At 64.8% G+C, this 12,078-nt stretch carries 9 protein-coding genes and 2 pseudogenes; 4 read left to right on the top strand and 7 right to left on the bottom strand.

What is annotated here, in order from left to right; translation table 11 throughout:
- Nucleotides 1–47: 47 nt before the first annotated feature.
- The 5 genes from acnD to AC4BCN_RS19110 all read right to left on the bottom strand — a co-directional run bounded on the left by acnD (nucleotide 48) and on the right by AC4BCN_RS19110 (nucleotide 5,742).
- Entirely contained in the window at nucleotides 48–2,642 is a 2,595-nt protein-coding gene (gene acnD, locus AC4BCN_RS19090) for a Fe/S-dependent 2-methylisocitrate dehydratase AcnD (protein ID WP_490493620.1), read from the bottom strand.
- An 11-nt stretch (nucleotides 2,643–2,653) separates the two neighbouring features.
- Complete coding sequence (gene prpC / locus AC4BCN_RS19095) at nucleotides 2,654–3,808, bottom strand: bifunctional 2-methylcitrate synthase/citrate synthase (RefSeq protein ID WP_139089666.1); 1,155 nt, start codon at nucleotides 3,806–3,808, stop codon at nucleotides 2,654–2,656.
- A gap of 69 nt (nucleotides 3,809–3,877) precedes the next feature.
- On the bottom strand, nucleotides 3,878–4,765 hold the full coding sequence (gene prpB / locus AC4BCN_RS19100) for a methylisocitrate lyase (protein WP_128142739.1): 888 nt from the start codon (nucleotides 4,763–4,765) through the stop codon (nucleotides 3,878–3,880).
- A gap of 368 nt (nucleotides 4,766–5,133) precedes the next feature.
- The gene (locus AC4BCN_RS19105) at nucleotides 5,134–5,382 is read right to left on the bottom strand and encodes a hypothetical protein (RefSeq protein WP_034751890.1); all 249 of its coding nucleotides are present in this window, start codon (nucleotides 5,380–5,382) and stop codon (nucleotides 5,134–5,136) included.
- A gap of 123 nt (nucleotides 5,383–5,505) precedes the next feature.
- A complete protein-coding gene (locus tag AC4BCN_RS19110; RefSeq protein ID WP_070257673.1) occupies nucleotides 5,506–5,742 on the bottom strand; it encodes a hypothetical protein in 237 nt (78 codons plus the stop codon).
- A 176-nt stretch (nucleotides 5,743–5,918) separates the two neighbouring features.
- Between AC4BCN_RS19110 and AC4BCN_RS19115 the strand changes: the two genes are divergently transcribed.
- Together AC4BCN_RS19115 and AC4BCN_RS19120 are read left to right on the top strand one after the other, a co-directional pair.
- Nucleotides 5,919–6,776 carry an MBL fold metallo-hydrolase gene (locus tag AC4BCN_RS19115; protein ID WP_139089667.1) on the top strand — a complete coding sequence of 286 codons (858 nt, stop codon included), beginning with the start codon at nucleotides 5,919–5,921 and terminating at the stop codon, nucleotides 6,774–6,776.
- 121 nt (nucleotides 6,777–6,897) lie between these two features.
- Nucleotides 6,898–8,304, top strand: a pseudogene (locus AC4BCN_RS19120) (MFS transporter); the annotation flags it as partial.
- Between the two features lie 56 nt (nucleotides 8,305–8,360).
- Here the strand turns inward: AC4BCN_RS19120 and AC4BCN_RS19125 are convergent.
- A pseudogene (locus AC4BCN_RS19125) lies at nucleotides 8,361–9,248 on the bottom strand (LysR family transcriptional regulator); the annotation flags it as partial.
- Between the two features lie 6 nt (nucleotides 9,249–9,254).
- The gene (locus AC4BCN_RS19130) at nucleotides 9,255–10,703 is read right to left on the bottom strand and encodes a M20/M25/M40 family metallo-hydrolase (protein WP_490491509.1); all 1,449 of its coding nucleotides are present in this window, start codon (nucleotides 10,701–10,703) and stop codon (nucleotides 9,255–9,257) included.
- A gap of 175 nt (nucleotides 10,704–10,878) precedes the next feature.
- Between AC4BCN_RS19130 and AC4BCN_RS19135 the strand changes: the two genes are divergently transcribed.
- Complete coding sequence (locus AC4BCN_RS19135; protein ID WP_128142713.1) at nucleotides 10,879–11,409, top strand: GNAT family N-acetyltransferase; 531 nt, start codon at nucleotides 10,879–10,881, stop codon at nucleotides 11,407–11,409.
- Between the two features lie 120 nt (nucleotides 11,410–11,529).
- The gene (locus tag AC4BCN_RS19140) at nucleotides 11,530–11,976 is read left to right on the top strand and encodes a glycine zipper 2TM domain-containing protein (protein WP_490491510.1); all 447 of its coding nucleotides are present in this window, start codon (nucleotides 11,530–11,532) and stop codon (nucleotides 11,974–11,976) included.
- Nucleotides 11,977–12,078: the final 102 nt, after the last annotated feature.

Genomic DNA, 12,078 nt, shown 5'->3' on the forward strand with positions numbered 1-12,078 from the left:
CGGACCCTGAGGGTCCGACCCCAGATTGCCTTTGGGTGAGTCGTGCATTACGCTGCCTTCGAAGACTCCAGGAAATCCTGCGCAAACCGTTGCAGCACGCCACCGGCCTCATAGATCGACACCTCTTCCGCCGTATCGAGGCGGCAGGTGACGGGCACTTGCACCGTTTCGCCGTTCTTGCGGTGGATGACGAGGGTCAGGGTGGAGCGCGGCGTGCGCTCGCCGACGACGTCGTAGGTTTCGCTGCCGTCCAGGCCCAGGGTCTTGCGGTTCACGCCAGCCAGGAACTCCAGCGGCAGCACGCCCATGCCCACCAGGTTGGTGCGGTGGATGCGTTCAAAACCTTCGGCCACGATGGCTTCCACGCCGGCCAGGCGCACGCCCTTGGCGGCCCAGTCGCGCGACGAACCCTGGCCATAGTCGGCGCCGGCGATGATGATCAATGGCTGCTTGCGCTCCATGTAGACCTCGATCGCTTCCCACATGCGCGAGATCGTGCCTTCCGGCTCGATGCGCGTGAGCGAACCCGCCTTCACTTTGCCGTCCTCGATGACCATTTCGTTCTTCAGGGTCGGGTTGGCGAACGTGGCGCGCTGCGCCGTCAAATGGTCGCCCCGGTGCGTGGCGTAGGAATTGAAGTCTTCCTCGGGCAAGCCCATCTTCGCCAGGTATTCGCCGGCCGCGCTATCGAGCATGATGGCGTTCGATGGCGACAGGTGGTCGGTCGTGATGTTGTCGCCCAGGACCGCCAGCGGACGCATGCCTTTCAACGGACGCGCGCCAGCCAGCGCGCCTTCCCAGTACGGCGGACGGCGGATATACGTCGTCTGCGGACGCCAGTCATACAGGGGGCTGACCTTGATGCCGTCGTCCGCCTGCGCGGCAAACATCGGGATATACACCTTGCGGAACTGCTCCGGCTTGACGCTGGACGCGACGATGGCGTCGATTTCCTCGTCCGACGGCCAGATATCTTTCAACATGATGGCCTTGCCATCCGCATCATGGCCCAGCACATCCTTCTCGATATCGAAGCGGATGGTGCCGGCGATCGCGTAGGCCACCACCAGCGGCGGCGAGGCGAGGAAAGCCTGTTTCGCGTACGGGTGGATGCGGCCGTCGAAGTTGCGGTTGCCCGACAGGACGGCCGTGGCGTACAGGTCGCGCGATACCACTTCATCCTGGATCACGGGGTCGAGCGCGCCCGACATGCCGTTGCACGAGGTGCAGGCAAACGCCACGACACCAAATCCCAATGTTTCAAGCTCCGGCATCAGGCCCGCTTCCTGCAGATACAGTTCCACGGTTTTCGAGCCTGGCGCCAGCGACGATTTCACCCAGGGTTTGCGCGTGAGGCCCAGGCGGTTCGCATTGCGCGCGATCAGGCCGGCGGCGATCATGTTGCGCGGGTTGTTCGTGTTGGTGCAGCTGGTAATCGCCGCGATGATGACGGCGCCGTCCGGCATCTTGCCCGGTTCGTTCTCGACCACGCCGGAAATGCCGCGCGCGGCCAGTTCCGACGTCGGCACTCTGTTGTGCGGATTCGAAGGGCCGGCGATATTGCGCACGACGGACGACAGGTCAAACGTCAGCACGCGCTCGTACTGCGCATCCACCAGGCTGTCGGCCCACAAGCCCGTCTCTTTCGCGTACAGCTCCACCAGTTTCACCAGTTCGTCGTCGCGGCCCGTCAGTTTCAGATACTTGATGGTTTGCGCGTCGATGTAGAACATGGCGGCCGTGGCGCCGAATTCCGGCGCCATATTCGAGATCGTCGCGCGGTCGCCCAGGGTCAGGTGCGATGCGCCTTCGCCAAAGAATTCCAGGTAGGACGAGACGACCTTCTGCTTGCGCAGGAACTCCGTCAGTGCCAGCACCGTGTCCGTGGCCGTGATGCCGGGCTGCGGTTTCCCCGTCAGCTTGACGCCGATGATGTCGGGCAAACGCATCCACGAGGCGCGGCCCAGCATCACGCTTTCCGCTTCCAGGCCGCCCACGCCGATGGCAATCACGCCCAGCGCATCAACCATGGGCGTATGCGAATCCGTGCCGACCAGGGTATCGGGATAGGCCACGCCATCCTGCACCTGGATCACGGGCGACATGCGCTCGAGGTTAATCTGGTGCAGGATGCCGTTACCCGGCGGGATCACGTCGACGTTTTTAAAAGCCTTCTTGGTCCAGTCGATGAAATCGAAACGGTCTTCGTTGCGGCGGTCTTCGATGGCCCGGTTCTTGGCGAAGGCGTCGGGGTCGAAACCGCCGCATTCGACGGCCAGCGAGTGGTCGACCACCAGCTGCGTGGGCACCACCGGGTTGACCAGCGCCGGGTCGCCGCCCTGGGCCGCGATGGCGTCGCGCAAGCCGGCCAGGTCGACCAGGGCCGTCTGGCCCAGGATGTCATGGCAGACGACGCGGGCGGGGAACCACGGAAAATCGAGGTCGCGGCGGCGTTCGATGAACTGGCTCAGCGAGGCGTCCAGGGTGGCCGGGTCGCAGCGGCGCACGAGGTTTTCCGCCAGCACGCGCGAGGTGTAGGGCAAGGTGGCGTAGGCGCCTGGCTGGATCGCATCGACGGCGGCGCGCGTGTCGAAGTAGTCTAGCTGGGTGCCCGGCAAGGATTTGCGGTGCAAGGTATTCATGGTGGTGCTCATTATTTGCGGTCCTTGATCGGCACGAATTCCAGGTCTTCCGGGCCCACGTAGTTGGCGCTCGGGCGGATGATCTTGTTGTCGATGCGCTGTTCGATGATGTGGGCGGCCCAGCCCGAGGTGCGCGAAATGACGAACAGCGGCGTGAACATCGCCGTCGGCACGCCCATCATGTGGTAGGACACGGCCGAGAACCAGTCCAGGTTCGGGAACATGTTCTTGATTTCCCACATGACCGATTCCAGGCGCTCGGCGATGTCGAACATTTTCGTGGAACCGGCTTCCTGCGACAGCGAACGGGCCACTTCCTTGATGACCACGTTGCGCGGGTCGGAGATCGTGTAGACGGGGTGGCCGAAGCCGATCACCACTTCCTTGTTGGCCACGCGCTCGCGGATATCCGCTTCCGCTTCGTCGGCGTTGTCGTAGCGTTTCTGGATTTCCAGCGCCACTTCATTCGCGCCGCCGTGTTTCGGGCCGCGCAGCGCGCCGATGGCGCCCGTGATGGCCGAGTGGATGTCCGAGCCCGTGCCGGCGATCACGCGGCTGGTGAAGGTCGAGGCGTTGAATTCGTGTTCCGCGTACAGGATCAGCGAGGTGTGCATGGCTTTTTCCCACGACGCCGACGGTTTTTCGCCATGCAGCAAGTGCAGGAAGTGGCCGCCGATCGAATCGTCGTCCGTTTCCACTTCGATGCGCTTGCCGTTATGGCTGTAGTGGTACCAATACAGCAGCATGGAGCCGAACGACGCCATCAGGCGGTCGGCGATATCGCGCGCGCCCGGTGCGTTATGGTCGTCTTTTTCCGGCAGGGTGCAGCCCAGCACGGACACGCCCGTGCGCATCACGTCCATCGGGTGGGCGGCGGCGGGCAGCGCTTCGAGCGCCAGTTTCACTGCCGACGGCAAGCCGCGCAAGGATTTCAGTTTGGCCTTGTAGCCTTTCAGTTCGGCGGACGTCGGCAGCTTGCCGTGCACCAGCAGGTAGGCGATTTCCTCGAACTCGCAGCTGTCGGCCACGTCCAGGATGTCATAGCCGCGATAGTGCAAATCGTTGCCGGTCTTGCCGACCGAGCACAGCGCCGTATTGCCGGCGGTGACGCCGGACAGGGCGACGGATTTTTTAGGCTTGAAAGTGGCGGCTTGCGGTGCGGTCATTGTGTTCTCCAAAAATTGACTAGTCTCGTTTGCATCACTGCGGGGCCGGAATGCGGCCCCTGCTTCTGTTTATTTCTTTTGCGCGGCGAACAGCGCGTCAAGCTTTTGCTCGAAGTCGTGGTAATTGATCGATTCATACAGCTCCATGCGCGTCTGCATGGTGTCGAGCACATTCTTTTGCGTGCCATCGCGGCGCAGCGCCTGGTAGACGTTTTCCGCCGCCTTGTTCATGGCGCGGAAGGCGGACAGCGGATACAGCGCCAGGCCCACGTGGGCGCTGCGCAGTTCGTCCAGGGTGAACAGCGGCGTGGAACCGAATTCCGTGATGTTGGCCAGAATCGGCACGTTGACGGCCTTGGCGAAGGTGGCGTACATGTCCAGGTCCGTGATGGCTTCCGGGAAGATCATGTCGGCGCCCGCCTCGACGCAGGCGACGGCGCGTTCCAGTGCCGCTTCCATGCCATCGACGGCCAGCGCATCGGTGCGCGCCATGATGACGAAGTTCGGGTCCGTGCGCGCATCGACGGCCGCCTTGATGCGGTCGACCATTTCTTCCTTGCTCACGATTTCCTTGCCCGGACGGTGGCCGCAGCGCTTGGCGCCCACCTGGTCTTCGATGTGCAGGCCGGCCGCACCGAACTTGATCATCGATTTCACCGTGCGCGCCACGTTGAAGGCGGATGCACCGAAACCCGTGTCGGCGTCGACCAGCAGCGGCAGGTCGCACACGTCGGTGATGCGGCGGATGTCGGTCAGCACGTCGTCCAGGCTGGAAATGCCCAGGTCGGGCAAGCCCAGCGAGCCGGCCGCGACGCCGCCGCCGGACAGGTAGATGGCCTTGTAACCGGCGCGCTTGGCCAGCAAGGCGTGGTTGGCGTTGATGGCGCCGACGACTTGCAACGGGGATTCTTCCTGGACGGCCTTGCGGAATGCGGCACCTGCGGAGTATTGAGTCATGTGTTCACCTTATGGGTTTCGGATGGTCCCGAATGTTTCACGGAGTGGCTATGAGCATCAGTATTGCAAATGCCGTGCCAGGACCCTTCTGTCTGGACGGAAACCGTCGAATGCAGAGTGAAAAGGCAGGCAAATGGCCATGAGGCCACGCACCATGCGCTGTGGCGCAGCGGAACAACGATGTCACGTTTGGCGTCAAAAACGTTTCACTATTGTTTCATGAAACTCATTTTGAAACATTTATTGAAATATGAAACAGACGCGCAGACAAGGCGATGAAAGCCCAGGCTGGCAAGACGCGCAATAAAAACAGCCGGCGGGCGCCGGCTGATTTATACAACTGATACCACTGATACTACCAGGGCAAATTAGGCCAGCCGCACCAGCGGATTGGCGATGATATTGTCGATCTGGCGCACGGCCTCTTCGCAGGCGGCGGCAATGGCGCCCTCCTCGTCGTCGCGCACGAACTGCATGGTCGAGCCTTCGAACACTTCCAGGCCTTCCGCCGTGGCGCGTTCGATGTCGCAACTGGCCGACCATTTGCCATCGGTGGTGGGCACGGCCAGGGGAACGATTTCCCAGCCTTTATAGTGAATTTTAGAACTGCTATTCATGGGGTGCCTCCTTGGTGACTGACTCAATACTGGAAATCGTAGCATGAAGCGCGACTGGCAGCGACGTGTTTCACGCGCCGGCCGTCGCCAGGCGCACTTTCGGGCTAAACGATTTATGCTGGCTCAAGGGCGCAGCAAATTGTCCACTTCCGTCCTGGCCACTTCCAGGCCCGCCGTGCAAGCCGTCTCGGGCGCCGCATAGCCGCCCAGGGTGCGGCTGCGCGTGATCGCCTGCGCCTCGGGTTCACCTTCGCGCTGCAGGCGGTAGGTAAAATCCCATAAGTCGTCGTTATCCTTTTGCGGGGTCACGGAAATCGTAAAACCGCGGTATTGTTCGCTGCGTGCAGTGATATCGTTCATGAATTCCTCCTTGGAAGAATGAGGTTAGCACGCAGCAAGACACAGGGTGCGCACGGTAGTCGCGCGCATAGCCCTCTCGCTTATCTGTTTTTCGCATGTTAAATGTTAATTTTCAACATTTTTCGAACGAACTCTGGCGATATAATGTTATTCCCTGCCCGCCCCCTGCCGCCGTGATGACTCCACAAATCCAAGCTTTCTTCGACCCCGCCACCGCCACCGTCACCTATGTTGTCTACGAGGCCGATGGCCGGGACTGCGCCATCATCGACTCCGTGCTCGACTACGACCCGAAAGCAGGCCGCACCTCGACCGCCTCGGCCGACAAGGTGATCGCCTTCGTGCGCGAACACGGCTTGCAGTGCCGCTGGCTGCTGGAAACCCACGCGCACGCCGACCATCTGTCCGCCGCGCCCTATTTGCAGCAGCAACTGGGCGGCGACGTGGCCATCGGCGCCGCCATCCAGACGGTGCAGCAGGCGTTCGCTGCCGTCTACCACCAGGACGGCGCCAGGGCCGACGGCTCGCAGTTCGACCAGCTGTTCGCGCCCGACCAGGTATTTCATATCGGCCAGCTGGAAGTGCGCGCCCTGCACGTGCCAGGCCACACGCCGGCCGACCTGGCGTACCAGATCGGCGACGCCGTGTTCGTCGGCGACACCCTGTTCATGCCCGACGTGGGCTCGGCCCGCTGCGATTTCCCCGGCGGCTCCGCTGCCCTGCTGTACCGCTCCGCGCAGCGCTTGCTGTCGCTGCCGCCGCAGACGCGGCTGTTCATGTGCCACGACTACCCGCCCAACGGCCGCGAAGCGCGCTGGGAAGTGACGGTGGCCGAACAGCGGGCCAGCAACATCCATTTGCGCGACGGCATTACGGAAGAACAGTTCGTGGCCATGCGCACCAGCCGCGACGCCACCCTCGACATGCCGACCTTGATCCTGCCCGCCATCCAGGTCAACATCAATGCGGGCAAACTGCCCGAGCCGGAAGACAATGGCGTGCGCTACCTGAAGATACCGCTCAACGCGCTGTAGACTGTCCACGCGGGCCACCCTGTTGGCGTCAAACGCAACAACAAAGTGCACTTGCTGCGTCTTCCGCCATGCCAAATCCCTCAGTACCATGTAATGACCTTATTGGAGGATAAGCCACCTTATGAATTCGCCGTCAAAACCCGTACCACCCGAGCAGCAGGCCGGCCCGCTACCCGTGCGCGGCGCCCTTGCCAGCCTGTCCCTCGCGATGCTGCTGCCCGCGCTGGGCACCAGCATCGCCAACGTGGGCCTGCCCGACATGGCCAGGGCCCTGCATGCGCCGTTCCAGGATGTGCAATGGATCGTGCTGTCCTACCTGCTGGCCATCACCGCGCTGATCGTCAGCGTGGGCCGCCTCGGCGACATGATCGGCCGGCGCCGCCTGCTGCTGGCCGGCATCGCCCTGTTCGCCGTTGCCTCCATCCTGTGCGCGCTGGCGCCCACCTTGTGGCTGCTGGTCGCCGCGCGCGCCCTGCAGGGCCTGGGCGCGTCCGTCATGATGGCGCTGACCATGGCCTTCGTCGGCAGCATCGTGCCCAAGGCCAGAACGGGCAGCGCCATGGGCCTGCTCGGCACCATGTCGGCCGTCGGCACCACGCTCGGCCCCGCGCTGGGCGGCCTGCTGATCGCCCGCTTCGGCTGGCAATCTATCTTTCTCGTCAACGTGCCGCTGGCGGGCGTGGCGCTGCTGATGGCCTGGCGCTTCCTGCCGGCCGACCAGCGCGGCGCCAACGCCAAGCGGCCCGTGTTCGACCACCGCGGCACCCTGCTGCTGGCGCTGACCCTGGCCGCCTATGCGCTGGCCATGACGCTGGGGCGCGGCCATTTCGGCATGCGCAACGTGGCGCTGCTGCTGGCCGCCTGCGTGGGCGCCGCCCTGTTCGTGTATGTGGAACTGAAGGCGCCGGCGCCGCTGATCCGCCTGGCCATGCTGCGCGCTCCCGTGCTCAGCGCGGGCCTGGCGACCAGCATGCTGGTGTCGACGGTCATGATGTCCACCCTGGTGGTCGGCCCGTTCTACCTGGCGCGCGGCCTGTGTCTGGGCACGGCCGTCACCGGCATGGTGCTGGCGGCCGGACCGCTGGTGGCGGCGTTCTGCGGCGTGCCGTCCGGCTGGCTGGTGGACCGCTACGGCGCGCAGCGCATGGGCGGCGCAGGCCTGTGCGGCGCGGCCGCCGCCTGCCTGGCGCTGTCGCTGATGCCCGCCAGCCTGGGCATCCCCGGCTACGTCGCACCGATCATGCTGCTCACGGCCAGCTACGCGCTGTTCCAGGCGGCCAACAATACGGCCGTGATGGGCGACATCGTCCCCGACCAGCGCGGCCTCATTTCCGGCATGCTCAATCTGTCGCGCAATCTGGGCCTCGTCACGGGCGCCTCCGTGATGGGCGCCGTCTTCGCTGCCAGCGCCAGCGATCTCGCCAGCGCCCAGCCAGCCGCCATGATCCGTGGCATGCACGCCACCTTTGCCGTCGCCAGCGCGCTGATACTCGCCGCGCTGGCCATTTTCGCGCTCGGCCGCGCCCTGACCAAGCCCCCTACGCCTTCTGGAGACGCGCGGCGGCATGAGCCCGCGGCGCTTCTGGCCGCGCAGGCGTCGACCACGCAGCCGCGCAGCCAGCGGTGGGCGGGGTCGGCATCCATGCGCGGATGCCACATCAGGGAAACAGTCAGGTCCGGCATGCGCAGCGGCAGCGCAAAGCTGAACATGCCGGCGCGCAGATTGCCCGTATGCCGCTCCGGCACGGTGGCGATCAGGTCGGAGCCGGCGGCCAGCGCCAGCGCCGCCGTAAAGCCGCCGACGATGCTGGTGATGCTGCGCTGCAGTCCCAGCGCGGCCAGCGCGTCATCCATCGGTCCCTTATCCTGGTCGCGCCGCGCCACCAGCACGTGCTGGCCGGCCGCATAGCGCTCGGCGCTGATCTCGCCCTGCGCCAGCGCATGGCCGCTGCGCACCACGCCCACGAAACGGTCGCCGAACAGGCGGCGCGTGCGCACTTCCGGACTCGTGAAACTGCCGATCACGCCCGTCTCCAGGTCGATGCTGCCCTCGCGCAGCTGCACGCTTTCACGGTCGACCTTTTGCACGAAGCGCAGACGCACGCCGGGCGCCTGCGCGCCGATATGCGCAAGCAGCGCGGGACCGAAATTTTCCACGAAACCGTCGCTCGAACGCAGCGTGAACGTCTGCTCCAGCTGGCGCGGATCGAGCCGTTGCGCCGGTCCCAGCACGGCCAGCACCTCGCCCACCAGGGGCCCCACCCGTTCGCGCAATTCCAGCGCGCGCGGCGTCGGCACGAGTTCACGCCCGGCGCGCACGAGCAGCGGATCGCCGGTCGTCTCGCGCAGGCGCGCCAGGGCGCGGCTCATGGCCGATGGACTGAGGCGCAAGCGCCGCGCGGCGCGCGTGACGCTGCMTTCCGCGGGCCCGGCATCGCGGGCAGCCCGCCGGTCAAGGGCGGCCCGCGCTATTGGCGCTTACTCGCCCTGCTCCGGCGCGCGGCCGATCTCGCCGTCGATATTGGCCAGGAACCAGGCCAGCGACGACATCAGCGCCACGTTGCGCTTGAGGTTATCCGGGTCGACCTTGTCCAGGGTGTCGGCCGGCGTGTGATGGTAGTGGAAGTAGCTGTGGCTGTCGACCAGCGGCTCGAAACTGGGCACGCCACCCGTTTCCAGGCGGTGCAAGTCGCCCGTGCCCAGCGCGTCGCGGCGCGTGAACGCGTGCGCGCCCATCGGTTGCAGGGCTGCGCGCAGCGGGGCAAACAGTTTTTCCGACTTCGACCCCACGCTGGCGAGGATGCCGAACGGGCGGCCGGCGCCGCTGTCCATCTCGATGGCCGCATATTGTTTGCCGAGCGCCTGCTTGTGGGCCTCGAAATAGGCCTGGCCACCGCGCCCGCCGTTCTCCTCGTTCATCCAGGCGATCACGCGGATGGTACGGCGCGGGCGGTAGTCGAGTTTTTTCAGGGTTTCCACCACGCCCATGGCCGCCACCACGCCGGCGCCGTCGTCATGCGCGCCCGTCGCCAGGTCCCAGGAATCGAGGTGGCCCGAGACCACCACCACTTCGTCGGCCTTGTCCGTGCCCGGCCAGTCGGCGATCACGTTGTAGCTGTCCGCTTCCGGCAGGTTTTGAGGCGTCAGGGTCAGGTGCATTTTCAAGGGCCCGCGCGCGGCCAGGCGGCCGATCAGCAAGGCGTCTTCCACGGTGACGGCGGCGGCCGGAATGCGCTTGTTGTCGTCCAGCCCAGTGGCGCCCGCGTGCGGGATGCGGAAGTTCGCGCCGCCGATCGAGCGCACCAGCGCAGCGGCCGCGCCCAGGTCGGCCGCCGCCTTCGGCCCGAGGAAGCGCGAGCGCGAACCCTGGCCATAGGTGACGCCGGCCAGGCCCCGCTCGGCCATCTCCTGGTCGAACGGCGTGTCGATCAGCACGATGGCGCCCTTCACTTCCGGCGCGCGCGCCTTGAGTTCTTCCAGGCTCTTGACGATGATGAGGGGCGCCGTCAGGCCGGCGGCCGGCGTCGCGCCCGAGCCGCCCAGGGCCGTCAGCACCACGCGCTGCGACACGCCCTGCGGACGGCCCGCATAATCGACGATTTCCGCCGTTTCCACGCCGCGCACCCAGTGCGGCACTTTCACGGGCTGCAAGGTGACGGTGGCGCCCAGCTGGCGCATGGCGTCGGCCACCTGCCGCACGGCGGCGGCAGCACCGGCGGAACCGGACAGGCGCGGGCCGATCAGATCCGTCATGTCGGCCAGGCGGGCATAGGCCCAGTCGCTGTGCAGCGCCGTGTCGCGCACCTGCGCCAGCGCTTGCGGGGTATTGCCTGGCGCGGCGGCAAAGACCCCGGCGCTGACGATGCAGCCAAGGGCGATGGATAAAACGGAACGGCGCAATGGCGCGCCAGTCAGGATGGTAGGCATGTGATATCAGATCCAGTCAACGAGGTCGAAACGGGTACGCCTTGGCCATGGGCAAGGCGCGGCTTTCTACGATAGCGTATTTGTTCTGTCATTGCAGCAACTTTTACGGGATCGATTGCCTGTTCCCCCCGGAGTCGATTACCATCAGGATTCGTGATCGCTACCGGAAACCGACATGCTCAAGGGAACCCTCTGCACCATCCGGCACTTGCAAGCCGCCGACCTGAATACCTATATTTCCCTCGTCAACGACCTGCCCTCGCGCGGCGAATTTTTCTCCATGCAATTCAAGTCGCCCGAGGCCATGCGGCGCGATTTCCTGCAATCGGGCTTTGTCACCGAGGACAGCGAATTGTTCCTCATCGAAGATCACTCACAGCACATCATCGGCACGATCACGCACTTCAAGAGCCGCACGCCAGCCTCGCGCGAGATCGGTTACCGCCTGTTCGACCGGCAGCGCGACGGGCAAGGCTACATGAGCGAAGCGACGCGCCTGGTGGTCGATTACCTGTTCAGCGCCTATCCGTATCACCGGCTGGAGCTGCTGATGGATCCACTGAACATCGGCTCCGAGCGCATCGCGCAAAAGAACGGCTTTACCCAGGAAGGCTTGATACGCCAGGCCTTCTTCATCAATGGCGTGATGCGCGATGTCAAAATGTACAGCCTGCTTCGTCCCGAATGGCAGGCGCGCCGGCGCTGACTTGTTACGGCCGTGGCGGGATTGTAATAAGTTGTATTAGACATGGAACAAGCTTGCGGCAGCAGATATAGTCCACTTCATGCAGATCATTGTGATCTCGCCGGAATGGAAGGAAATGCCATGTTGAACAAGAAACTCCTGGGTGCGGTAATGGTAGCGGCAGTGGCTGTGTCTTCGGCCGCAGTCGCCGGTGACCGCGACTTCAATACCGTTGCAGGCGCCGTTGTCGGAGCGGCCATTGGCAACAGCACCGGCGGGCGCAATGGCGCGATCGTCGGTGGCGTGCTGGGCGCCGCCGTCGGCAACAGCATCAGCACGAATGACCGTTATTACGACCGTGGCGGCTATCGCGGCGGCTACCGCGAAACCTATTATGCGCCTGCGCCGCAACCGGTGTACTACGCCCCGGCGCCGCAACCCGTGTACTATGCGCCGCCACCGCGCTACTACGGCCCGCCGGCTGTCGTCTACGTGCAACCGGGCCGCGGCTACTACCGTGATTATGGCCGCCGCGACTACTATGACCGTGGCCATGGTCACGGCCATGGCTGGGGCCATCGCCGTTAAGCACCGCCCCACACTGCACCATGAAAAACCTGCGCCAGCTTGCTGCCGCAGGTTTTTTTGCGCGACAGGCAAGGTATCGCCCCCGCACGATTTCGGCTAAGC

This window comes from Janthinobacterium sp. Bl 1, assembly GCF_058215535.1.